Annotated in this window: 19 protein-coding genes; 9 read left to right on the forward strand and 10 right to left on the reverse strand. The window is 73.8% G+C overall.

What is annotated here, in order from left to right; translation table 11 throughout:
- Positions 1-19 precede the first annotated feature (19 nt).
- Positions 20-718 (reverse strand): response regulator, encoded by a 699-nt coding sequence (locus ACWEMJ_RS16125; protein ID WP_452137669.1) that lies wholly within the window; start codon positions 716-718, stop codon positions 20-22.
- Positions 715-1,728 carry a sensor histidine kinase gene (locus tag ACWEMJ_RS16130; RefSeq protein WP_452137670.1) on the reverse strand — a complete coding sequence of 338 codons (1,014 nt, stop codon included), beginning with the start codon at positions 1,726-1,728 and terminating at the stop codon, positions 715-717. The genes ACWEMJ_RS16125 and ACWEMJ_RS16130 overlap by 4 nt, the downstream gene beginning before the upstream one ends.
- A gap of 346 nt (positions 1,729-2,074) precedes the next feature.
- Here ACWEMJ_RS16130 and ACWEMJ_RS16135 point away from each other — a divergent pair, with 346 nt between their 5' ends.
- The 8 genes from ACWEMJ_RS16135 to ACWEMJ_RS16170 all read left to right on the forward strand — a co-directional run bounded on the left by ACWEMJ_RS16135 (position 2,075) and on the right by ACWEMJ_RS16170 (position 10,103).
- Positions 2,075-2,962, forward strand: coding sequence for an AfsR/SARP family transcriptional regulator (locus tag ACWEMJ_RS16135; protein WP_452137671.1), 888 nt, complete (start codon positions 2,075-2,077; stop codon positions 2,960-2,962).
- Positions 2,959-3,618, forward strand: a complete 660-nt coding sequence (locus tag ACWEMJ_RS16140; RefSeq protein ID WP_452137672.1) for a flavodoxin family protein — start codon at positions 2,959-2,961, stop codon at positions 3,616-3,618. Before ACWEMJ_RS16135 ends, ACWEMJ_RS16140 begins: the two co-directional genes overlap by 4 nt.
- A gap of 78 nt (positions 3,619-3,696) precedes the next feature.
- The gene (locus ACWEMJ_RS16145; RefSeq protein WP_452137673.1) at positions 3,697-4,134 is read left to right on the forward strand and encodes a cobalamin B12-binding domain-containing protein; all 438 of its coding nucleotides are present in this window, start codon (positions 3,697-3,699) and stop codon (positions 4,132-4,134) included.
- Complete coding sequence (locus tag ACWEMJ_RS16150) at positions 4,131-7,394, forward strand: FAD/NAD(P)-binding protein (RefSeq protein WP_452137674.1); 3,264 nt, start codon at positions 4,131-4,133, stop codon at positions 7,392-7,394. The genes ACWEMJ_RS16145 and ACWEMJ_RS16150 overlap by 4 nt, the downstream gene beginning before the upstream one ends.
- Before the next feature lie 100 nt (positions 7,395-7,494).
- The gene (locus tag ACWEMJ_RS16155) at positions 7,495-7,671 is read left to right on the forward strand and encodes a hypothetical protein (protein ID WP_452137675.1); all 177 of its coding nucleotides are present in this window, start codon (positions 7,495-7,497) and stop codon (positions 7,669-7,671) included.
- The gene (locus ACWEMJ_RS16160) at positions 7,668-9,311 is read left to right on the forward strand and encodes an AMP-binding protein (RefSeq protein WP_452137676.1); all 1,644 of its coding nucleotides are present in this window, start codon (positions 7,668-7,670) and stop codon (positions 9,309-9,311) included. Before ACWEMJ_RS16155 ends, ACWEMJ_RS16160 begins: the two co-directional genes overlap by 4 nt.
- Positions 9,308-9,694: a cupin domain-containing protein gene (locus ACWEMJ_RS16165; RefSeq protein ID WP_452137677.1), complete on the forward strand. Its 387-nt coding sequence runs from the start codon at positions 9,308-9,310 to the stop codon at positions 9,692-9,694. The genes ACWEMJ_RS16160 and ACWEMJ_RS16165 overlap by 4 nt, the downstream gene beginning before the upstream one ends.
- A 25-nt stretch (positions 9,695-9,719) precedes the next feature.
- Positions 9,720-10,103, forward strand: a complete 384-nt coding sequence (locus tag ACWEMJ_RS16170) for a tautomerase family protein (protein WP_452137678.1) — start codon at positions 9,720-9,722, stop codon at positions 10,101-10,103.
- Positions 10,104-10,357: 254 nt separating this feature from the next.
- On the opposite strand, the gene ACWEMJ_RS16175 is transcribed toward ACWEMJ_RS16170, so the two are convergent.
- Both ACWEMJ_RS16175 and ACWEMJ_RS16180 read right to left on the reverse strand, forming a co-directional pair.
- Positions 10,358-15,748: an amino acid adenylation domain-containing protein gene (locus tag ACWEMJ_RS16175; protein ID WP_452137679.1), complete on the reverse strand. Its 5,391-nt coding sequence runs from the start codon at positions 15,746-15,748 to the stop codon at positions 10,358-10,360.
- 94 nt (positions 15,749-15,842) lie between these two features.
- Positions 15,843-16,613, reverse strand: coding sequence for a thioesterase II family protein (locus ACWEMJ_RS16180; RefSeq protein WP_452137680.1), 771 nt, complete (start codon positions 16,611-16,613; stop codon positions 15,843-15,845).
- 168 nt (positions 16,614-16,781) lie between these two features.
- Between ACWEMJ_RS16180 and ACWEMJ_RS16185 the strand changes: the two genes are divergently transcribed.
- Positions 16,782-18,230 carry a cytochrome P450 gene (locus ACWEMJ_RS16185; RefSeq protein ID WP_452137681.1) on the forward strand — a complete coding sequence of 483 codons (1,449 nt, stop codon included), beginning with the start codon at positions 16,782-16,784 and terminating at the stop codon, positions 18,228-18,230.
- Positions 18,231-18,301: 71 nt separating this feature from the next.
- On the opposite strand, the gene ACWEMJ_RS16190 is transcribed toward ACWEMJ_RS16185, so the two are convergent.
- The 6 genes from ACWEMJ_RS16190 to ACWEMJ_RS16215 form a co-directional block, all read right to left on the reverse strand.
- On the reverse strand, positions 18,302-18,892 hold the full coding sequence (locus tag ACWEMJ_RS16190; protein WP_452137682.1) for a dienelactone hydrolase family protein: 591 nt from the start codon (positions 18,890-18,892) through the stop codon (positions 18,302-18,304).
- Between the two features lie 106 nt (positions 18,893-18,998).
- Entirely contained in the window at positions 18,999-21,206 is a 2,208-nt protein-coding gene (locus ACWEMJ_RS16195; protein WP_452137683.1) for a M9 family metallopeptidase, read from the reverse strand.
- Positions 21,207-21,397: 191 nt separating this feature from the next.
- Complete coding sequence (locus ACWEMJ_RS16200) at positions 21,398-22,585, reverse strand: MFS transporter (RefSeq protein ID WP_452137684.1); 1,188 nt, start codon at positions 22,583-22,585, stop codon at positions 21,398-21,400.
- A gap of 104 nt (positions 22,586-22,689) precedes the next feature.
- Complete coding sequence (locus tag ACWEMJ_RS16205; RefSeq protein WP_452137685.1) at positions 22,690-23,001, reverse strand: ArsR/SmtB family transcription factor; 312 nt, start codon at positions 22,999-23,001, stop codon at positions 22,690-22,692.
- An 84-nt stretch (positions 23,002-23,085) separates the two neighbouring features.
- Positions 23,086-23,448 carry a DUF4180 domain-containing protein gene (locus ACWEMJ_RS16210; RefSeq protein WP_452137686.1) on the reverse strand — a complete coding sequence of 121 codons (363 nt, stop codon included), beginning with the start codon at positions 23,446-23,448 and terminating at the stop codon, positions 23,086-23,088.
- Positions 23,445-23,861 carry a helix-turn-helix domain-containing protein gene (locus ACWEMJ_RS16215; RefSeq protein ID WP_452137687.1) on the reverse strand — a complete coding sequence of 139 codons (417 nt, stop codon included), beginning with the start codon at positions 23,859-23,861 and terminating at the stop codon, positions 23,445-23,447. The genes ACWEMJ_RS16210 and ACWEMJ_RS16215 overlap by 4 nt, the downstream gene beginning before the upstream one ends.
- Between the last annotated feature and the right edge of the window lie 169 nt (positions 23,862-24,030).

The following is a 24,030-nucleotide window of genomic DNA, read 5'->3' on the forward strand; positions in this document are numbered from 1 at the left end:
CACACCGGCCGGGGGGAGCTCAGCTCTCCTCGGCCGGTCCGTGTCCGGGCCCCTCCAGGCCGTCCAGCAGCCCGGCGAAGGTGGCCCGGCGGATCGCGTCCATCCGGGAGACCGCGCCGAGCTTGGCGTACACGTGGGTGAGGTGCCGCTTCACGGTGGCCTCGGCGATGTACAGCCGGGCCGCGATCTGGGCGTTGGTCATGGCGGCCGCGGCCAGCCGCAGCACCTCGTGCTCGCGCTCCGACAGCAGCGCCTGGTCGGGGCGGCCCCGGCCGAGCTGGTCGATGGTCTCGCGGGAGACCGACAGCGTGACGTTGCCGCCCGGCCGGCGGATCGAGTGCAGTGCGGCGAGCAGCTCGATCCGGGCGATCGACTTCAGCAGGTACGCCGCCGCGCCGCGGTCCAGCAGCTCGGCGAGGAGCGCGGCGTCGTCGTGCATGGTCAGGATGGCGATCCTGGTCTCGGGGTGGCGGCGGTCGATCTCGGAGACCACCGCGCGGGCGCCGGGCCCGGGCATCTCGATGTCCAGGATGACGATGTCGGGGCGCAGCCGGCCGACCAGCTCGATCGCCTCGGGGCCGCTGCCGGCCTCGCCGACCACCACGAACTCCCGGTCGGTGGAGATGATTTCGACCAGGCCCTGGCGGAACAGGGTGTGGTCGTCGGCCACCACGATGCGGGTGCGGGTGTCGGGGGCGGGGTGTCGGTCGTGGTTCACAGGACGTTTCTCAGCAGGGGGATCCAGGCCTCCACGGTGGTGCCGTCACCGGGGGCGCTGCGCAGCCGGAAGCTGCCGCCGAGCATCTCGACGCGCTCGCGCATGGAGGTCAGGCCCATGCCGCCGCGGCGTCTGGGCCCGACGCTGGTGTCGAAGCCGCAGCCGTCGTCGCGGACCTGCGCGGTCAGCAGGGTGTCGGTGACCCGCAGCGTGACGGTGAGCCGGCTCGGGCAGCTGTGCCGCACCGAGTTGTGCACGGCCTCGCGCATCACCAGGTACAGCTGCTCGCCGATCTCGGGCGGCACCGGCGCCGCCTCGGCGAGCGTGAACTCGACCTTCACGGTGGCGGGGACGTGGTCGCGCAGGTACTCGGCCATGGCGGCGCCGAGGCCGCCGCCGCCGGTCATCTCGCGCAGTTCGGCGGACATCTGGCGGATGTCGGACAGCGCGTCGCGCAGCATCGACCGCCCGTCCTCCAGCTTGGCGCGGGCCCGCTGCGGGTTGTCCAGGGCGTACACCTCGTGCAGTTCGAGGTTCTGCAGCGCGATGCTGACGGTGTGGCTGATCCGGTCGTGCAGGTCGCGGGCGGCCTGCTGGCGCTGTTCGAGGTGCGCGCGGTTGGTGCGGTGCAGCAGCGAGGCGATGTACCGGTCGATGTCGCGGGCGGCCCGCTCGGTGATCACCCGGTGCAGGACGAGCGCCAAGGTGGTGGCCAGTTCGGGTTCGCCGTCGGCCAGTTCACGGGTCAGTACGGGTAAGGCGGCCCGGTGCAGCGCGGTCGCGGCCCGCCGCACCTCGGCGGGGTGGACCACCTCGCGCCCCGAGAGCGTCCCCGCGGGGCCGGCCGGAACGGTGCGGTCCGGGTCCTCGCCGCGGGTCGCCTCGGCCACCACTTCGGCGATCAACTCGGCCGCGCGGGACAGGAATTGGGCGACCGCCACGCCGCCGTAGGAGAACTCCGCGCCGTCCCGGGCCATCAACTGCTCGTAGCTGTCGAGGATCTCCCGCACGGCGGGATCACCGAGTCTGACACCGGACTTCGAAGTGCGGCCCCCCACGACGCATCCCCCTATTGCCTGGTCGTCCCCCTAAGGACCGTCCGCAGCCTAGTTGACGTCAAAGCGCACTGTCGAGGTTCCTCCGTGCCCGCCCGAACCGTGGGACGGGCCGGTGGTGGTACGCGCGGTGGTACCCCCGGTCGTACGACCCGGTACCACCTTCGGCTCGCCCGGGGCGGTTCGGGCCGGTGCCACCTTGAGCGGGGCTCCAGCGAATTCCTAGCGTGACTCATGTCCGACGCGGCCGGCGGACGCAGCGCGACCGACGAACCCGACGCGACCGACGAAGGAGCCTCGAATGCCGATTGCGACAGCCGAGACCATGCCCCTGCCGCTCTCCGTCGCGGCGGACGGTGCGGAGCGACCGGCGGTGGAAGTGCAGTGCATGGGCGGTTTCTCGCTCACCATCGACGGCTGGCCGGTCCGGCGCTGGCACGCCGGCAAGGCCCGCAACCTCTTCCAGTACCTGCTGGTCAACCGCGAGCGCGTGGTGCTGCGCGACACCCTGTACGAGGTGCTCTGGCCCGAGCAGGTGTGGTCGCCGGGCTCCAGCTCGCTGAAGGTCGCGGCGCACGCGCTGCGCCGGATGCTCGCCACCCAGCCGCTGGTCGAGGGCCGCGCGCCGATCCGCATCGAGCACCGCGACTTCGGCTACGTCCTGCACGCCGACGGCATCCTGGTGGACGCCGAGCGCCTGCAGGCCGCGTTCTCCGCGGGCCGCACCGCCGAACTGCGCGGCGACCACGCCGAGGCGTCCCGGCACTACCGGGAGGTGACCGCCCTGTACCGGGGCGACTACCTGGCCGGCGAGAGCGCCGACTGGATCCTCGAACAGCGCGAGTGGTACCGCTCGCTGGCGCTCGGCGCGCTCGCCCACCTGCGCGAGGGCGCGCTCGCCGCCGGCGACCACCTGGAGGCCATCCGCTGGTCCCGCCAGGCCCTCGCCATCGACCGCTACCACGAGGAGAGCTACCAGACGCTGATGATCGCCCACGGGCGGCTCGGCGAACTGGACCTGGTGCGCGGCTGGCACGAGCTGTGCGCCCGCCGCCTCGCCGACGAACTCGACCTCGACCCCAGTCCGGAGACCGACGCGATCCTCGCCCAGGCGATGCGCGGCCGGCTGCGGACCGCCACCACCAGCCGGACCATCCGACAGACACGGACCCAAAGGAGCATGTCGTGACCGAGCACGGTGCCGCCGCCCCCATCCGGATCCTCGCGATCAACGGTTCGGAGCGCAAGGACGGCAACAACACCCTGATCCTGGACCACGCCCGCCAGCTGCTCGCCCCGCGCGGCGTGGAGATCGACGTGGTCCGGCTGTGGGACCTGGAGATGACCCCGTGCGGCCCGTGCGGCGACTGCAACTTCCGCACCACCCCGTGCGAGGTCCGCGACGACGTCGCCGGCGTCGTCGACAGAATGGCCGAGGCCGACGGCATCCTCTACACCACCCCGATCCACGGCTACACGGCCGCGCCGCTGATGCCCGCCTTCATCGAGCGCTCCGGCACCGGCTACCTGCGCTTCGACCGCCGCCTCACCAACAAGGTGGCCGGCGTCATCGTCACCGGCCGCCGCTACGGCCACGTCGAGACCTACGCCAACCTGATCACCAACGTGCTGCTCAACCGCATGATCGTGGCCGGTTTCGGCTTCCCCTCGGTGCTGTTCGGCAACGAGCGCGGCGAGGTCCTCCAGGACGAGGAGGGCATGGAGATGACCAACCGCATGCTGCACCGGATGGTCGACCTGATCACCGTGCTGCGCGAGCACCGCGAGCTGACCGGCCGCGACGGCCTCGCCGTGGAGATCGCCTCCGAGCGCGCCCGCGCCTGACCCCTCCCACGCTCCACCAGCAACGCCGTCCGATCCCCGCCTCCGAAAGCCCCTGAACACTCAGAGGAGCCCCCCGCGATGGCCACAGTCGACCGGGCCGCGCCCCGCGTCCTGCTCTCCACGGTGTCGTCCGACGCCCACACCTGGAACCTGGTGTTCCTCCAACTCCTGCTGGAGGAACACGGGTTCCAGGTGGTGAACCTCGGCCCCTGCGTCCCCGACGAGCTGCTGCTCGACTCGGTCCGCGAGCACCGGCCCGACCTGGTGGTGATCAGCACCGTCAACGGGCACGGGAAACTCGACGGCGGCCGGGTGATCCGGCTGCTGCGCGCCCAACCCGACCTGGCCGACGTGCCGGTGGTGATCGGCGGCAAGCTCGGCATCGCCGGCGCCGACGACGCGGGCAGCCGCGAACTCGTCGAGGCCGGGTTCACCGCCGTGTTCACCGACGCCGTGGACGCGGCCGCCCTGCCCGGCCGGCTCGGCCGGCTGCTCCCCGCCGGGGCGTCCGCATGAACGCGCCGCCGCCCCGCCTGCCCGCGCCCGCCGCCCTGCCCGACCTCCAGGCGTACGTCGAACGGGCCGCCCGCGAAGGCGAGTTGGTCGTCCAGCCGCGGATGGGCATGGCCGGCGTCGAGGCCATGCGCTCCGGCCTGCGGGCCGTCGCCACCGCGCAGGCCCGCACCGTCGGCACCCTGACCATCGACAGCTACACCCGGGTCGGCGACCACGCCGCGGCCCGCCGCGCGCTCGCCGCCGGGCACGAGCTCAACGGCTTCCCGCTGGTCGCGCACGGCGGCCCCGCCACCGCCGCGATGCTGGCCGGGGCGCCGCTCGGCATCCCGGTGCAGGTGCGGCACGGCTCGGCCGCGCCGCGCGAGATCTTCCGCACCGCCGTCCGGGCCGGCCTGACCGCCAGCGAGGGCGGCCCGGTCTCCTACTGCCTGCCCTACGGGCGCGTCCCGCTCGCCGAATCGGTCCGCAACTGGGACGCCGCCACCGCCGAACTCGCCGACGGCGCACGGCGGATCGGCGCCCGCGCCCACCTGGAGACGTTCGGCGGCTGCCTGCTCGGCCAGCTCTGCCCGCCCTCGCTGCTGATCGCCGTCAGCGCCCTGGAGGCGCTGTACTTCGCCCGGCTCGGCATCCCCACCGTCTCCCTCAGCTACGCCCAGCAGACCGACCCCGTGCAGGACCTGGAGGCGCTCGCGGCACTGCGCCTGCTCGCCGCCGAACTGCTGCCGCCCGAGGTCGAGCGCCACCTGGTGCTGTACACCTACATGGGCGTCTACCCCGGCACCCCGGAGGGCGCCCGCGCCCTGCTGGAGGCCTCCGCCGAACTCGCCGTGCGCGGCGGCGCGGAACGCCTGATCGCCAAGACCGTCGCCGAGGCGGTGCGCATCCCCACCGTCGCCGAGAACGTCTCCGCGCTGGAGCTCGCCGCCCGCACCGCCCGGCGCGCCGCCCGCCGCCGCGACGCCCTGCCGGACGCCTCCCGGGTGGACTGCTCCCAGGTGCTGGAGGAGGCCCGCGCCCTGGTCGCCGCCGTCCTGGACGGCCCCGAGGACATCGGCCGGGCACTGCAGCGCGCCTTCGCCACCGGCGTCCTCGACGTGCCGTTCTGCCTGCACCGCGACAACGCCGGCCTCACCCGCGGCCGGATCGCCGACAACGGGCGCCTGGAGTGGGCCGACACCGGCCGCCTCCCGCTGCCCGGCGGCCGCCGCACCGGCCGGCCGGTCCGCTCCCACCAGCTGATCGACATGCTCTGGCACACCGCGACCGGCTGGGACCGCGCCGCCCTCGAACGCGCCGCCGCCGAAGCCGAGTTGGAGTCCGCGCTGATGCCAGCCACCGACCGCGGGCTCGACCGCCCGGCCCTCGCCCCGTACCGGATCGCCGTGGTCGGCAGCGGCCCGCGCGGCCTCGCCGTACTGGAACGGCTGGCCGCGCGGCTGGCCGCCGAACCGCCCGCGCAGCCCGTGGAGATCCACCTCTACGACCCAGTGCAGATCGGCTGCGGCCGGATCTGGCGCACCGACCAGCCGTCCTGGTACCTGATGAACACCGTGGCCGGCGAGGTCACCATGTTCTCCGGCCCCGCCGACGCCGGCCCCGCCCGCCCCGGCGCGGGCCCCACCCTCGCCCAGTGGTGGGCCTCCGTCGACCCCGACTGCCCCGGCCCGGACGGCTACGCGCCGCGCCCGCTGTACGGCCGCTACCTGTCCTACCTGTGCGACACCGCCGAGGCCGCGCTGCCGCCCGGCACCACCCTGCACCGCCACCCCGTCGAGGTCCTCGACCTGCGCCCGCGGGCCGGCCGCTACCTGCTGGAGTGCGCCGACGGCAGCCGGCTGACCGCCGACCGGGTGGTGCTGACCACCGGCCACCCCCGGCCCGACCTCGACCCCGCCCAGCAGCGCCTGGCCGACTTCGCCGCCCAGCACCCGGACGCCCACTACGTCCCCGGCGACTCCGCCTCCGACATGCCCCTGGACGACCTGCGCGCGGGCTCCACCGTCGGCGTGCTCGGCCTCGGACTCTCCTTCTACGACGTCCTGGTGGCCCTCACCATCGGCCGCGGCGGAACGTTCGCCGAACTCCCGGGCGGCGCCCTGGAGTACCGCCCCAGCGGCCGCGAACCCCTGCTGGTGGCCGGCTCCCGCAGCGGCGTGCCGATCCCCGCCCGGGGCCGCAACCAGAAGTCCTCCGACCACACCTACCGTCCCCGCCTGCTCACCGCCGACCGCATCGCCGACCTGCGCCGCCGACGCCGCCTCGACTTCCGGCGCGACGTCCTGCCGCTGCTGCTCGGCGAGATGGAACTCGTCTACTACGGCACCGCCGTCCGCGCCCGGTTCGGCGCCGACACCGCCGAACGCTTCGTCCAGCAGGCCCTCGCCGCCTGCAGCGACCGCGCCCCCGGCCGCGCGATCCGGCTGCTCGCCGCCCACTTCGGCGCCGGCGCCCTCCCCCCGCTCGACCTCGACGCGCTCACCCGCCCGTTCGCCGGACGCACCTTCGCCGACCCCGACGAGTACCACCGGGCACTGTTCGACGTACTCGACGAGGACCTGCGGCACGCCCGGCTCGGCAACCTGCACGGCCCGCTGAAGGCCTCCTTCGACGTGCTGCGCGACACCCGGGGCATCCTGCGCACCGCCGTCGACTTCTCCGGCCTCACCCCCGACTCGCACCGCAAGGACTTCCTGGCCTGGTTCACCCCCGTCTCCTCCTTCCTCGCCGCCGGCCCGCCGCTGGACCGGCTGCGCCAGACCCGCGCCCTGCTGGACGCCGGCGTGCTGCGCGTCGTCGGCCCCTCCGTCTGCTTCGACACCGACCCCGCCGCCGGCCGCTTCACCGTGCACTCCGCGCAGGTCGGCGGCGACCCCGTCCCGCTCGACGCCCTGGTCGACGCCCGCATCCCCACCCCCGACCTGCACCGCGACCGGGCGCCGCTGGTGTCCCGGCTGCGCGAGGCCGGACTGTGGAGCGGCTACCGCAACACCGACGGCAGCGAGGAGTTCGACACCGGCGGCGTCGCCGTCACCGGCGCGCCCTACCACCCGATCCGCGCCGACGGACAGGCCGAACGCGGCCTGTACGTGCTCGGCATCCCCACCGAGCACACCCGCTGGTTCACCCAGGTCGGCTCCGGACGCCCCGGCGCCTGGCCCGAGTTCACCCGCGACGCCGACGCCATCGCCGCCGACCTCCAGGCCGGCGCCGCCGCCCTGGCCCCCCGCCCCACCGCCCCGGCGGGAGGCACCCGATGACCCCCGCCCGCGACCTCCTCCCCACCCACCGCACCGACCACGACACGGCCTACGCGAGCTTCCGCCTGCCCCGCCCCACCACCCCCGCCGGAGGCACCCCATGAGCCACTGGCAGCACCGCCGCACCCCCGCCCACACCACCTTCCGCACCACCCGCGACCTCCTCCTCACCCACCGCACCGACCACGACACCGCCTACGCGAGCTTCCGCCGGCCCCGGCCGACCCACTTCCACCACACTCCTCACCCCACCACCCCCGCCGGAGGCACCCCATGAGCCACTGGCAGCACCGCCACACCCCCGCCCACACCACCTTCCGCACCGCCCGCGACCTCCTCCTCACCCACCGCACCGACCACGACACCGCCTACGCGAGCTTCCGCTGGCCCCGGCCGACCCACTTCAACTGGGCCCTGGAGTGGTTCGACGTCATCGCCGCCGACAACCCCGACCCCGCGCTGGTCCTGCTGGACGCGGCCGGCGGCGGCTCCACCGTCTCCTTCGCCGAGCTGTCCGCCGCCTCCGACGCCCTCGCCGCCCACCTGCGCGACCACGGCGTGGCTCGCGGCGACCGCGTCCTGCTCGTCCTCGACCAGCGCCGCGAACTCTGGGAGACCCTGCTCGCCTGCCTGAAACTCGGCGCCGTCGTCATCCCCACCTACACCAGCCTCACCCCCGCCGAGGCCGCCGACCGCCTCGCCCGCGCCGCCGTCGCCCACGTGGTGTGCGAGCCACGCCTCACCGGCCTGTTCCCGCCGGGCGGCACCCTGCGCACCCGGCACACCCCGGCCCGCGAACCCGGCTGGCTGGACCTGCGCGAGGCCCGCCGCCGCCCCGCCGCGTTCGAGCCGGACGGGCCGACCCCCGCCGACGACGTCGCGTTCTGCTACTTCACGTCCGGCACCACCTCGGCGCCCAAGCTGGTCGCGCACACCCACACCAGCTACCCCGTCGGCCACCTGTCGGGCCTGTACTGGCAGGGCCTGCTCCCCGGCGACCGGCACCTCAACGTGTCCGCGCCCGGCTGGGCCAAGCACTCCTGGAGCAGCCTGTTCGTGCCGTGGAACGCCGAGGCCGCGATCGTCGCCCTGCCGCCCGGCCCGACCCGCGCCGACACCCTGCCGGCGCTGCTCGCCCGGCACGCCGTGACCACGTTCTGCGCCCCGCCGTCCACCTGGCGGGCCCTGCACCCGTACCTCGCCACCGCCCGGCCCGCCCTGCGCGAGGCCCTCTCGGCGGGCGAGCCGCTCGACCGGGCCGTCTCCGACGCCGTGCAGCTCGAATGGGGCGTGCGGGTGCGCGACGGCTACGGCCAGACCGAGACCACCGGCCTGATCGGCACCACCCCCGGCCTGCCGTCCCGCCCGGGCCGGCTCGGCAAGCCCCTGCCCGGCTACCGGATCACCCTGGTCGACCCGGCCACCGGGGTGGCCGGCGACCGGGGCGAGCTGTGCGTCGAACTCGACGACGCCCCGGCCGGGTTGATGCGCGGCTACCTCGCCGCCGACGGCTCCCTGCGGGCCCCGGGGCCGGACCGCTGGGCCACCGGCGACGTCGGCGAGCGCGACCCCGACGGGTATCTGCGCATCGAGGGCCGCTCGGACGACGTCTTCAAGTCCTTCGACCGCCGGATCTCCCCGTACGAGCTCGAAACCGTCCTGCGCACCCACCCCGCGGTCACCGACGCCGCCGTGGTCCCGCTCCCCCACCCCGTCGGCGGCGCCGTCCCGCACGCCGTGGTCGAGGCCCGCTCCGACCGGCCCGACCTGGCCACCGACCTGCTCGCCCACGTCGCCGCCCGGGTCGCCCCCGAACTGCGCGTCCACTCGATCGAGGTGCGCGAGCAGCTGCCGCGCACCGCCTCCGGAAAGGTCCGCCGGGCCGCCCTGGCCGCCGAACTCAAGGAACTCCGATGACCCGTCAGTTCACCCACCAGGTCCAGCAGCGCGACGTCCTGGTCGTGCCCGCCCTGCTCACCGAGCCCGGCCGCGACGCCGTCGACTGGCTGCTGTGGGAGCAGCCCGGCCGCGACGGCGTGCACATCCACCACCTGTACCGCACCGAGCACGGCGCGCACGCCTTCCTGGTCCGCTTCGGGCCCGGCGCCCACGGCGACCTGCACGAACACCCCGACCACGAGCTGATGCTGGTGCTGGCCGGCGAGCTGGTCAACGACAACGGCCAGCGCTACGGCGTCGGCGACCTGATCGTCGAGGCGCCCGGCAGCATCCACCGCGTCGACTCCCCCGGCGGGTGCACCCTGCTCGTCGTCCGCGAGGCCCCCACCCGTCCGCTCTGAACCCACTTCCAAGGAGCCCCGTTCCATGCCGCTGGTCCGCATCGACGTCCTCGACCACCACTCCGACGCGACGCTCGTCGCGCTCGCCGACGCCGTCCACCAGGCGCTCACCGAGACCATCGACGTCCCCAAGGACGACCGCTTCCAGATCCTCACCCGCCACGCCGCCGGCCTGCTGATCGCCGACCCGCAGTACCTGGGCATCGCGCGCGACGAGAACCGGGTCTTCATCTCCATCACCCTCAAGACCGGCCGCACCGTCGAGAAGAAGCGCGCGCTCTACCGCCGCATCACCGAACTCGCCGCCGCCGAGGCCGGCTTCGAGGCCCGCAACATCCTGATCACACTCACCGAGAACGACCTCGCCGACTGGTCCTTCGGCAACGGCGAGGCCCAACTCCTCCCCTGAGCCCTCCCCCACAGACCCCCCTCGCCCCCGGCGAGGGGGGTCTCCGCGTTCCCCTCCCCTTCCCCGCCTCCTCCCCCGACCCGCTCGCCGTCTCCCCCGCGCCGCCGCCTCTTCCCCCGACCCGCTCCGCGCCTCGTTCCCCACCCCCGTTTCCCCGACCCCCTCCCCCGGGCCGCGGCGCCGCAGCCGCCTGGCGGCACGCCGGGGCCCCGCCACCGAACCCTCCGGTGACGGGGCCCCGGGCCGGATCGTCCCTACTCCGCGTCGGTCAGCTCGGTCAGGTCCTCGGCCGTCAGCGACAGCAGCGCCTCCGCCATCGCCACCGACTGCTCGCCGTGCACCGGGTCCGCGGCCAGCGCGGCGCACATCCCCTCCAGCGTCGGCTCGGCGAACACCGTCCGCAACGACAGCTCCGCGCCCAGCAGTTCACGGATCCGCCCGACCAGCGCGGTGGCCTTCACCGAGTCGCCGCCCAGCTGGAAGAAGTGGTCGGTGCGCCCGACCCGCTCGGCCTGGAGCAGGTCCTGCCAGAGCCACCCGACGGCGGTCTCCAGCGCGGTGGCGGGCTCGACGAACCCGGTGTCCCGGGCGGGGCCGAGGTCCGAGGCCATCGCGGTCAGGGCCAGCCGGTCGACCTTGCCGTTGCCGGTCAGCGGCAGCGCCTCCAGCACGGTGAGCGCCGCGGGCACCATGTACGCGGGCAGCGTGCCGGCCGCGAAGCGCTGCACCTCCGCGGGGTCGATCACGGCGCCGGGCTGCGCGGTCAGGAAGCCGGCCAGCCGCCGCGAGTGCTTGTTCTTGCCGGCGGCCACCACCACGGCCCGGTCCACCTGCGGGTGGTCCGCCAACGCGGCCTCCACCTCGCCGAGTTCGATCCGGTAGCCCTGGATCTTCACCTGGAAGTCCTCGCGGCCCAGGATCTCGATGTTGCCGTCGGGCAGGTACCGCCCGAGGTCGCCGGAGGCGTACACCCGCTCGCCGGTGCCGGGCAGTTCGAAGAACTTGCCGGCCGTCCGCTCCTCGTCCCGCCAGTAGCCGCGGGCGAGGCCGACCGGGCTGGCGATGTGGATCTCGCCGGGCACCCAGGCGGGCCGGTGCCGCAGGCCGGCGTCGAGGATGTGGTAGCGCTGGTTGGTCATCGGCTTTCCGTACGGAATGCTCGCCCAGTCGGGGTCGACCTCGCCGATCGGGTACAGCACCGACCACACGCAGCTCTCGGTCGGCCCGCCGGAGCCGATCACGGCGGCGTTCGGCGCGAGCGCCCGCAGGCGGTCGGGCAGCGTGGTGGGGATCCAGTCGCCTGCCAGGATCACCAGCCGCAGCGCGGCCAGCGCCCCGTCCACGTCCTGGCCCGCCGTGCGCAGGCCCTCCAGGTGGTTGACCAGCACCTCGATCAGCGCGGGCACCGAGTTCCAGAAGGTGACGCCCTCGCGCCCGGCCAGTTCGGCCCACGCCGCCGGGTCGGGGATGTCGTAGGGGGCGGGGACGACGACGGTGCCGCCGGCCTCGATCATGCCGAAGACGTCGTACACCGACAGGTCGAAGTGCAGCCCGGAGACGGCCAGGCAGCTGTCCGCCGGGCCGACCCCGTACCGGCGGTTGATGTCCAGGATCGTGTTGGCGGCGCCGCTGTGCGCGACCATCACGCCCTTCGGCTTGCCCGTCGAGCCCGAGGTGTAGATGACGTACGCCAGGTCCGACGGCTGCTGCACGGGCTCCAGCGGCGAACCGTCGGCGTTCTCGAAGTCCCGTTCCACGCACAGCAGTTCGAGGAAGTCGGGCCACTCCAGGGTGGCTTCCAGGCGGGCCGAGGTGAGCACCGTCGCCACCTCGCCGTCCTCCAGCAGCGCCGCCAGCCGGCCGGCCGGCGCGGTGGGGTCGATCGGCAGGTAGGCGGCGCCGGACGCGAGCACGCCGTGCGCGGCGACGATCTGCTCCCAGCCCTTCTCCAGCACCACGGCCACCAGCTGGTCGGGCCGCGCGCCGCGCTCCCGCAGCACCCGCCCGACCTGGTTGACCCGCCGGTCCAACTCGGCGTACGTCAGCCGCCGTTCACCCGCGACGACGGCGAGCGCCTGCGGCCGTTCGGCGGCGTGCCGGGCGACGGAGGTGTGCAGCAGCAGCTCGGGCAGCGGACCGTCGGTGGCGTTGGCCTCCTCGCGGACGGCGAGCTGGTGCGCGGGCAGCAGGTCGAACCACTCGCGCTGCCAGGCCTCGGGTTCGGCGACCAGCCGTTCCAGCAGGCCGCAGTAGGCGCCGAACATGTCCTCCAGCAGGCCGGGCGGGAAGACCTCGTCCAGCGAGTCCCAGCTGAACTCCAGCCGGCCCTCCACCTCGGAGACCTGGAAGTCCAGGCTGACCTGCGGGGTCTGGGTGGAGGTGTGCACGGTGCGGCCGAGCGAGGTGGTGAAGTGGCGCGGCGGCTGGCCGAGCAGGCTGGTGACGACCACCGGGAACGCGGCGCGCACGGCCCCGTCGGTGCGCCGGGCCAGCTCGCGCATCACCCGGACGCCGCCGAAGTGCCGGTGTTCGAGGTCCTCCCACAGCTGCTGCTGCACCGAGCGGGCGCGCTCCTCGAAGGTGCCGTCGGTCTTCTCCACGGCCAGCAGCGAGGTGGTGGTGAAGTCGCCGATCAGGTCGTCGACCCTGGGGTGCAGCGGGAGGCGGTTGAACAGCGGGAAGTTGATGGTGAAGGTGTCGCCGCGGCTCCACGCCCGCAGCACCTCGGCGAACGCCGCCACCACGATGCCCGAGGGCGTCAACTGCGCCGCCTTCCCGCGCAGTTGGAGCGTCGACCAGTCCGCGGCGGACAGCGTGTGCTGGCGGCGGGTGAACAGTCCGGTGGACGGGGTGCCGGCGGGCGCGCGCGGCAGGTCGGGCGCGGCGGGCAGGCCGGCGTCCAGCCGGGCCAGCCAGTACGCCTTCGACCGCTGGTAGTCCTCGCTCTCCTCCAGCGCCTCGCCGGAGGTGGCGAGCACGTAGTCGCGGAAGGTCAGGTCCAGCGGGGTGAGCGCACCGGCGGCGCCGTCGGCCTCGTACGCGGCGACCAGGTCCGGCACCAGGATGTGGAAGTAGCTCCAGGCGTCGATGATCAGCAGGTCCAGGCCCAGGTGCAGGCGGACCCGGCCGTCGGGCAGCTGGGTGAGCCGGACGTCCCACAGCGGGAAGGTGTCGGCGGGCAGCACGTGGTGCGACAGCTCCTCGCGCAGCTCGGCCGCGCGGCGCTCCGCCTCCTCGGGGCTCGCGTCCCGCAGGTCCAGCACCGGGATCTCGTACGCGGGCGGCTCGGCCAGCACCCGCTGGGTGCCGTCGGGCGCGATCACCGCCCGCAGCATCTCGTGCTGCCGCAGCACGGCGTCCCACGCCCGGCGGAACCGCTCCACGTCCAGGCCCTCGGACTCCCACTCCCAGTACCCGTGGCAGCCGACGTTGCCCAGCTCGACGGCGTCGCTGCGGCCGATCCAGTACGCCTGCTGGGTGTCCGTCAGCACGAACGGCAGGTGCGCGTCCTGCGGGTGCGCGACGATCCGCGGCGCCCGGCGCGGCGCGAGCGCCAGCAACGCCCGCCGGTCCACCCGCCCGTCCGGCAGGCGCGGCAGCGCGGGCACCACGACGAGCTCCAGCTCCCCGGGCAGCGCGGGCAGCTCCGCGCCGGGCTCCACCGGCACCACGAACACCGTCGCCGGGTGCCCGACCACCGCGCTCTCCCGCCACAGCGGGCTGCCCGCGACCGCGGCGACCAGCTCCCCGTTCAGCTCCGGCCGGTCCACCACCCGCCCCAGCACCCGCACCACCCCGTCGGCCTCCACCACGGCCGCGTCCCCGCTCCGCCACAGCAGCCGGGCCGACTCCCCGACGACCCCGTGCCGGACGAACGCCCCCGCCGCCCGCACCGGGTCCCCCAGGTACCCCACCCCCTGCAGCCCCGCCACGAACACTTCCCCCACGCCCCCGGCCCCCACCGGCTTCCCGTCCCCGTCCAGCACATACACCCGCAACCCACCCACAGCCCCGAACACCACCGAGCCCACACCGAAGGCGGCCCCCCGGCCCGACGCCACTCCCTCGCCGAAGGCGGGGAGCACACCCTCGCGGGACACCTCACCCGAGCCCGAAGCCCCGCCGGATACGGCATCCCCGCCCGAGGCGAGTCCCCCGCCGGAGGCGGCCCCCCGGCCCGACGCCACTCCCTCGCCGAAGGCGGGGACCACACCCTCGCGGGACACCTCACCCGACCCCGAGGCCCCGCCGAAGGCGGCATCCCCGCCCGAGGCGAGTCCCCCGCCGGAGGCGGCCCCCCGGCCCGACGCAACTCCCTCGCCGAAGGCGGGGACCACACCCTCGCGGGACACCTCACCCGACCCCGAAGCCCCGCCGAAGGCGGCAACCCCGCCCGAGGCGAGTCCCCCGCCGGAGGCGGCAACCCCGCCCGACGCCACTCCCTCGCCGAAGGCGGGGACCACACCCTCGCCGGACACCTCACCCGACCCCGAAGCCCCGCCGAAGGCGGCGGCCGCGCCGGAGGCGGCACCCCGCCCCACCCCAACCCCCGTGCCAGCAGCAGGAATCACCCCCGGCTCCCCGCCGAAGGCGAGCCCCTCGCCGGAGGCAGGAATCGCACCTGCCCCCGAGGCCCCGCCGAAGGCGGCAACCCCGCCCCCCGCCGTTCGCGCCGCCGCGCCTTCCTGTCCCCCACCGCCGGAGGCGGCGACCGGCCCCGCCAGGTGGGTCAGCAGGGCCGGCCCGCCCGTCTCCGCCGAGCCGTACCCCCCGACGACGGTAAACGTCGGCTCCGTGCGCGGAGCGCGTCGCAGCCCCCCGCCCCACACCGTCAGCACCTTCAGCTCCGGGCCGCCGACCCGGCGCCCCGCGAGCAGCCGGTCCGCGCGGTCCGCGTCCAGCCAGACGTGCGTGGCCCCGCTCGCGACCAGCCAGTCACGCAGCCGGCCGGGCGACCCCGCGGTCTCCTCCGGCGCGACGACGACCGTCGCCCCCGCGGCCAGCGGCGCGAGCCACTCGGCGAGCCCGAGCGCCCCGGCCGGCGCCCCGAGCCACGCGCAGCGGTCCCCGGCCCCCAGCCCATACGCGTCGACGACCCCGAACACGGCCGTCGCCAGACTCTCCGCCCCGCCGAGCACCGCGCCGGGCTCCCCGGTGACGCCACCGGTCCACCGCAGTACCCCGCCCTCCAGGACTTCGCCGACAGCGGCGTCGGCGTCCTCCTGCTCGTCCAGCAGGACGACCGCCGCGCCCCCGGCCTCCCCCAGCAGCGGCGCGAGCCCAGCCCGGGTGAGCACCGCCTCCGGCGCGGCCGTGCCGAGCTTGCGCGCCAACTCCTCCGCCCCGTCGGCGGGTTCGAGCAGCACCACGGTCGCACCGGCCCGCATCACGGCGAGCACCGCCTCCGCGTGCAGCGCGGACCGTTCCAGCAGGACGGCGACCCGGCCGCCGGGCCGGGTGCCGTGGGTGGTGGTGAGGCGGGCGGCGAGGCGGGCAACCCGGGCGTCGAGCGCGCCGAAGGTCAGCTGCCGGTCGCCGTCGCGCAGCGCGGTCGCCCCGGGGTTCTGCCGGGCGATCCCGGCGATCCTGGCGGACACTCCGCCGCGGGCCTCGGGCCGGTCGTCCTGGTCACGCTTGGTGGTCACGTTCGCTCCCATCGCCTTCGCGGGCTTGTCGACCCGGGCGGCGGCGATCGGGACCCACCGCGCCCAGACTCAACGGCACGCTAGGAAGCGGGAGTTAGCCACCGGTTACGGACGACGCCGCGAGCAGCCCGGCCAGGTCCTCGGCCAGCGCGGCGAGCACCGCGGCCGGGTCGTCCAGCGGAAACAGGTGCCCGCCGGGGAACAGCAGGTGCCGCGCCCGCCCGGTGGTGTACCCGGCCCACTGCTCGATCTCCTCGGCCGGCACCCCGGGGTCCTCGGCCCCGGCCCAGGTGGTGACGGGGCAGCGCAGCGCGGGCCCGGCCGTCGGCGCGTAGGTCTCCGCGAGCCGGAAGTCGGCGCGCAGCGCGGGCAGCAGCAGCTCCCGCAGGGCGGGATCGGCGAGCGCGTCGTGCCCCGCGCTCTCCTCCCGCACCCGGGCGGCGAACTCCTCGTCCGGCAGCAGGTGGAGGCGTTCGGTGGAGGGCAGGTGCGGCGCGCCGTGGCCGGAGACGACCAGCCGTTCGGGGCCGGCCCCGGTCGCCGAGAGGTGGCGGGCGAGCTCGTACCCGAGCAGCGCGCCGAGGCTGTGCCCGAGCAGCACGTACGGCAGCGCGGAGGCGCGCCGCCAGCGGGCCACGGCGGCGCACAACTGCGGGAGCAGCAGCGCGAGTTCGCCGACGGGGGGCTCCATCAGCCGGGTCTCGCGGCCGGGCAGCAGCACCGCCCACAGCTCGACGCCGGGCGGCAGGTGGGGCCGCCACGGGTGGAAGGCGGCGGGTCCGGCGCCCGCGTGCGGCACGCACAGCAGGCGCACCCGGGCCCCTGGTTCGGGGCGCACGCAGCGCAGCCACTCGTCGTCCTGCACACGGCCATCAGATCCCACGGAGCCAGAGGTCATGCCGCCACCCGACCACCCCCCGGTTCGCCCCGGGTTACGACCTCCCCGCCACCTTGCCGTCCCCGCCGGTAACCTCCGCATAACCGGCCCCCCGTACGGTCGTTCACGTTTTCCGGAGACGACAGGGAGTCCATGATGGCAAGCGCAAACGTGTCGGAGCTGTGGCCGGAACTGGACGCGATCCCGACACCCGACCCGGCCGCGGTGGCCGCCGGCAACCCGCAGACCCCGCTGCAGGGCTTCATGGCGCACGCCCGCGACCTCGGCCCGATCTTCCGCTTCGAGGCGCCGGGCTTCCAGATGGTGATCGTCTCCGGTGCGGAGCTGGTCGAGGAGCTGGTGGACGAGACCCGCTTCGCCAAGCACGTGGGCTTCGGCATGGAGGCCTACCGCGACGTCACCGGCGACGGCCTGTTCACGGCGTACAACGACGAGCCGAACTGGCAGCTGGCGCACGACGTGCTGGCCCCGGCGTTCACCCAGGAGGCAATGCGCCGCTACCACGCCGCGATGACCGGCACCGCCAACCGGCTGATCGACTCCTGGGCGCAGCAGCCGGCCGGAACGGCGCTGGACGTGCCGGGCGACATGACGAAGCTGGCGCTGGAAACCATCGGCAAGGCGGGTTTCGGCTACGACTTCGAGCTGTTCGACCGCGACGAGCCGCACCCGTACGTGGCGGCGATGATCTCCACCCTCCAGTACTCGACGCAGATGCCGGACGAGCAGGCCCGCACCAAGGACGGCTACGCGGCCAACGTCCGCTACATGCACGAGCTGGTCGACGACGTGGTGCACACCCGCAAGGCGTCCGGCGACGACTCGGTGCGCGACCTGCTCGGCGCGATGCTGAACACCACCCAGGAGGGCACCGGCCGCCGCCTGGACCTGGCGAACATCCGCAACCAGATCACCACCTTCCTGGTGGCGGGCTTCGGCACCAGCGCAGGCCTGATGTCCTTCGCGCTGTACTACCTGTCGAAGAACCCCGAGGTGCTGGCGAAGGCCCAGGAGGAGGTCGACCGGGTGGTCGGCCGCGACCAGGACCCGCAGTACGAGCACATCGCGAAGCTGCGCTACCTGCGCAAGGTGCTGGACGAGGCGCTGCGCCTGTGGCCGCCGGCGGCGGTCTTCATGCGGGAGGCCCGCGAGGACACCGTGCTGGGCGGCAAGTACCCGATGCGCAAGGGCGCCTGGGCGCTGGTGCTGACGCCGGTGCTGCACCGCGACCCGATCTGGGGCGACGACGTGGAGGTCTTCGACCCGGAGCGCTTCGGCGAGGCCGGCCGCGGCCGTCCGGCGCACGCGTACCGCCCGTTCGGCACCGGCGCGCGGGCCTGCATCGGCCGCCAGTTCGCCCAGCACGAGGCGACGCTGACGCTGGCGATGCTGCTCCAGCGCTTCGCCGTCGAGGGCGACGACGCCTACGAACTGGCCGTCGCCGAGCCCGGGTTCTTCATGCCGGGCGGCTTCACCCTGAAGGTCGCCCCGCGCGACCCGGCCACCACCACCGCGCTCTCCGGCGACGCCCTGGTCGAGGCCGCGAAGGCCGCCGGCTGTCCCCACCACGCCGGCCAGGCCTGATCCCCCACCCCCGGAGCGGGGCCGAACGGTTGCCACAACCGTCCGGCCCCGCTCCGGCGTTCCCCCGCGGCCTACTCGTCGGCCTCGTCCAGCTCCGCCAGGAACGCCAGCGCGGCGGCCCAGGTCCGCTCGTCGGCCTCGGCGTCCCAGTCCGGCAGGTCGGCGTCGGTGTACAGGTGCCCGGCGCCCCGGTAGCGGTGCACCTCGACGTCGGCGCCGGCCCGGGTCATCTGCAGGTACCAGGTGTTCAGCCAGTCCTCCGACTCGAACGGGTCGGGCTCGGCCACGTGCAGCTGCACGGCGATGCCGGTGGCGGCGTCCTCCCGCAGGTCGGAGGTGCCGTGCAGGAGCAGCAGCCCGCGGGCCTGCTCGTCCGCCAGGGCCAGGTTCTGCGCCAGCGACCCGCCGAGCGAGAACCCGGCGTACACCAGCCCGCGCTTCGCGGGCAGCAGCGGCGCGACAGCGGTGACGGCGCGCCGCAGCAGCTCGTCGTTGCCGACCTCGTCGCGGTACGCCATGCCCTCCTCCGCGTCGTCGAAGGTGCGGCCCTCGTACAGGTCGGGGGTGTGCACGGTGTGCCCGGCCTCGCGCAGCCGGTCGGCGGCCCGGTGCACGGCGGGGCGCAGGCCGTACGCGGAGTGGAACAGGACGATCTCGGCCACGGGGGCTCCTCGGTGCTGGGTGCTCGACCCTCCATGATCTCCCATCCGGGAACGCGCCGCGGCCCGGCCCACCGCGGGGGTGGGCCGGGCCGTTCGGCGGTGCGGGTCAGTACGAGGTGCTGACGGCCGCGCCGCTGAAGCCCTGCTGGGCGTACAGGCTGATGTAGTTGTAGCCGGCGGGCGGGTTGGTGATGGTCAGCGTCTCGCTGTTGCCGCTGCCGGTCGACTTGGCGTTGTACGAGCCGGTGGTGGCCCAGTTGGTGCCGTTGTAGTACAGGTCGGCGTTGCCGGTGCCGCCGGAGACGGTGACGGTGAGGCTCGGGGTGCCGGCCGGGACGTACAGGTAGAAGTAGGCGTAGTTCTGGACGGTGGCGGCGACGTTCGAGCGGCGGCAGTTCTTGTCGAGCTGCCGGGTGTCGGAGCCGGTGCACTCGGGGGTGCTCGGCACGGTGGGGCCGCAGTTGCCGGTGTTGCAGGCGGTCAGCCAGGCGTTGAAGTCGGCGTCGTAGCGGCCGCCGATGGTGGTCTTCAGGATCGTCCGGGCGCCGGCCCAGTCACCGGTGCGGTACTTGGCGAGCACGGCGTCCATGTCCGAGCGGTGCGACTGGAGCATGTAGCGGACCGCCAGGTAGCCCCAGTTGTAGACCCGGGTCTGGTCGGCGTTGTCGTACGTGGTGTCGAACAGGGTGGACAGCGCGTAGGTGTGCTTCCCGGCTTCCTTGATCGCGTCGGTGTACTCGACGCCCCGGTACCCGTAGGAGACGTACTCGGCGAAGCCCTCGACCCACCAGACGGTCGGGGTGGTCATGCCGGCGTCGAAGTCGCCGTACATGTCGAACCGGCCGTCGAGGTAGTGGGTGTACTCGTGGTTGAGGTTCCAGATCTGGAACGCCGGGCGGGCCCACTCGGCCTCGTAGGCGATGAACCGCGGCTGGTTGCCGATCGTGGCCGGCTTGCCCTCCAGGTACATGCCGCCGTTGTCGGTGGAGATGTCGAAGATGAGGCCGGCGTAGGTCTGGTAGTCGCTGCTGGAGTGGAACACCACCACCTCGATGGTGGAGTTGTTGTCGTCCGCGACCGCGCCCTTGTCCCCGGCCACGCCGTGGAAGTACGCGTCCTGGCCCTTCAGGCTGGTGCACGCGGTGGCCAGCTGGTCCGCCGTCAGCGCCTGCGCGACGATCTTGATGCTGGGGCTGCAGGTGTAGTTCACCGTCAGCACGGCCGCCTTCAGCCGGTTCGCCAGGTCGCAGGTGCCGTAGTAGGCGCAGTTGGCCTTGTCGTAGGCGTCCGTCATCTCGGCCAGGACCGCCCACATCGTCGCGGTCCGCCCGGTGATGCTGCTCTGGTCCAGCAGGCTCTTCATCAGCGGCCGGACCTTGGCCTGCATCGCCGGGTACTGGAGGAACCGGCCCAGCTCACGGCCCGAGTTGGAGACCAGGAAGTCGTTGGTCCCGCCGAGCAGCGCGTTGTTGCGGACGGCGAACGCCTGCAGGGTGTCCAGCACGCTCGGGTCGGCCTGCACGGCGGGCAGGAAGTCGCTGTTCTGGTGGCCGCGCCAGAACACCGTGTACACGTTGTTGACGGCGTTGACCATGTACCAGGACGAGTCGTAGCTGCTGTTGTAGCCGTTCAGCAGCCGCTTGACGACCGGCAGGTAGCGGGCGTTCTCCAGCGAGCTGTCGATCAGCGTGACCGCCTCGCCCAGCGTGGCGCCGTTGGCGTCGGTCACGTCCTGCGAGTGCGGGGCGGCGAAGAACGCGTCCAGCCCGCCCTCGATCGCGTACTTGAGGTTGCTGCCGTACGGGCCGACCACGTCCCGGTTGTACCACTGCACGTAGTACCCGGCGCGCAGGTACAGCACCACCTGACCGGCCGAAGTCGAGTTGTCACCGGGGTAGTTGGCGGAGACGTCGCGCAGCGCGTTGGCCACGCTGACCATCTGCGCCTCGTTGAACGCCAGCTTCGCGTCGTTGCCCTTGAGCAGGAACAGCGAGTTGATGCAGTCCAGGTCGACGGACTTGATCTGGGCGACCAGCGCGCCGCCGGTCTTCCCGGTGAAGTCGGACACGTTGCACGCGGCCGCCGCCGCGAGGGACTTCGCCTGCTGCGGCTCGCCCTGCACGGTCAGCGGCGGCCGCTTGCTGGCGTCCGACCGCACCTCGCGGTCGGCGTCCTTGCGGCGCTCGGCCGCCTCGGTGCTGCGCGGCGCCGACTTCGACGACTTCGACGCCTGCTCGGGCTTGGCCTCGCCGACGGCCTGGGCGTCCCGGCCGAACGCGGCCAGGAATCCGAGAGCCAGGCAGAGGGAGAGCAACAGACTCCACGCTCGCGTGAGGGACGCGAACGGTATCCGGAAGGTTCGCACGTGGGGGCCTCCGGGCCGATATGACGCCGCGTCTGGGGGACACGGCGGAGAGTGGGGGGAGGTCGCCGCGCACCTGCTCGGCGACCCATGACATGTACAATTGCACATGTCACCTCACGCCGGAACCCCTCGGGCCCGGATCAACTGGCCCGCATAACCCCGGAGTTCACACCGGCGGCACTCCGCCCGTCCCGGGCCAGCCGCAGCCCCACCACCGCCAGCGCGGCGAGCGCGAACCCGACGCCGACCCACGGGAGCGCCCCGGCCCCGCGGGCGGTGAGCACCCAGCCCCCGACGACCGTGCCGACGGTGATCCCCAGGTTCGAGAACGAGACGAACAGGCTGTTGCCGAACTCCGGCGCGTCCCGCGTGTCGCGCCCCAGCCAGCTCTGGCACACGATCAGCCCGCCGGAGTGCACGGCCGCCCAGAGCACCACCAGACCGGTCATCGGCGCGGCGTGCTCCCCGAGGACGGACAGCAGGACGTAGACGGCGGCGCACAGCACCGGGAAGAGCAGCACGGTGCGGACGACACCCGCCCGCAGCAGGGCGGCGAAGGCGAAGTTGCCGAAGATCATGACGACGCCGAACGCCATCAGCAGCGCGCTGATCCGGGAGCCGCCCACCCCGGTGACGGTGCCGAGGTACTCGGCGAAGTAGCCGTACACCGAGAAGAGCGCCGCGAACACGAGCACCACCGACGCGATGGCCAGCCAGGCCCGACCGCTCCGCAGCACCCCCAACTGGCTTCCGTAGGACAGCCGTTCACCGGGCGGCAGGGCGGGCAGGAAGCGCAGCACGCCGATCAGGCCGAGCGCGTTGACGGCCGCGCCGAACCAGAACGCGGCCGGCAGCGAGAAGTGGTCCGCCAGGTAGGACGTGAACGGCACACCGAAGGCGAAGCCCGCTGTGACGCCCGCGAACACCCGCGCGGTGGCCCGCATCCCGCCCTCCGGCCGGCCGAGCCGCGCCGCCGCCGCGAGCGCGACCGAGAAGAACACCGGGTGCACCAGCGCGGGGACGATCCGGAAGGCGAGCACCACCGCGAAGTGCGTGCTGAACGCGTAGACGGCGTTCGAGACCGCGAAGACGCCCAGGGCCGCCGCCAGTACGGCCCGCCGGTCCAGCCGGGAGGCCGCGAGGGTCATGAACGGCCCCGACACCGCCACCACCAGGGCGAACGCCCCCACCAGCAGGCCCGCGGCGGAGGCGCTGACGTCCAGCCTGGCGGCGACCTGCGGCAGCACGCCGACGATGCCCATCTCGGTCGTGATGATGCCGAAGACGCCGACTGCCAGCGCCAGAACGGCCAGGGAACTTCTTCTCATGATGGTCTTCCTGGGGGAGCGGGGCGGTTTCATATCCACCTATCGCGGTTTCTAGATATGAAAGGCCGCAGTGAGGACACCGGGGACCGCGAGTGAGCCAGAGGTCAGAGCTCGGCGCCGATGTGGGCCGCGAGCGCCTGGATCGTTCCCTCGTTGCGCCGGTAGTACGTCCACTTGCCGATCCGCTCGGACTCCAGCAGACCCGCGTCCTTCATCGACTGCAGGTAGCTGGAGACCACGGACTGCGAGAGGCCGGAGCGCGCCTGGATGTCACCGACGCAGACCCCGATGTGGAAGCCCAGGCCCTGCTCGCGGTAGGCGCTCTCGTCGAAGTGCTCCGCCGGGTCCTTCAACCACTGCAGGAACTGCAGGCGCGCCGGATTGGCCAACGCCTTGAACAGGACCAAGGGATCCATGGCCCGCCTCCCGACTCGCTCCGCCGATGTCGCATCTACTTTTTGCGATTTTTGGGAGCGTGTCAAACCGCGCGGCTCCGCGCCCTACCCGGCGAGCCGGCCGGCCAGCTCCTCCAGATCCCCGACGAACCACAGCTGCAAGCCCCGGTTGCTCTCCCGCACGAAGTCCCGCAGCGCGTCCGACCGCGCCACCTGCGACCCGACGTCCCCCACCACCGCGAGGCCCATCCGGTACTGGGCGAACTTCTGCACCACCCCGCCCGCGACCCCGCTGCGCAGCCGGAAGAACTCCTCCCCCAACCGCTCCACCGGCAGCGCCACCCAGGACGCCCCCAGGTAGTACGCGTTCCCCAGCAGGTCCACCGCGCCCTGCTCCCCCGCGACCGGCTCCCCCTCCGCCCCGCACACCAGCACCTGGACTCCGCCCAGCTCCTGAACACCCGTCACCGCACGTCTCCCGTCATGTCCTCGATCAACCCGAGCACGTCCCCCACCCGCCGCGGCGGCCCCAGCACCACGAACCGCAACGCGTCCCGCGACTCCTCCCGCACCGCCTGCACCCACAACGGCCGCTCCCCCTCCGCCGACCACGCCCCCGCCGCCGCCAACACCGCCGTCACCAACCGGTCCGCATCCCCGCGCCCCACCCCCTCCACCTGCACCACCGCCGAAACCTCCACCCGCGAAGGCCCCACCGCCACCCCACCCCCGGTGAACGCCTCCACCTCCCCCCGCGCAATCCGGTACTGCTTCCCGATCCGCACCGCCTTGAGCTTCCCGTCCCGCACATAACCCCGAACGGTCTTCACATGCAGCCCCAACAACTCGGCCACATCCTCAACAGAGTAGAACTCCCGCACGCCCCATCCTTCCCCATCATCCCCCATCCCCCACCACAATAACGCCTCTCACCACCCAATAAGGAACCCTCCACCCCACCCCACCCCACCTCACCGCGCCCCACCCGACCGCGCCCCGCCGCACCGCGCCCCACCAGGAACGCACCGCCGAACGCCTGCTCGCCTCCTC

The organism is Kitasatospora sp. NPDC004531 (genome assembly GCF_053602195.1).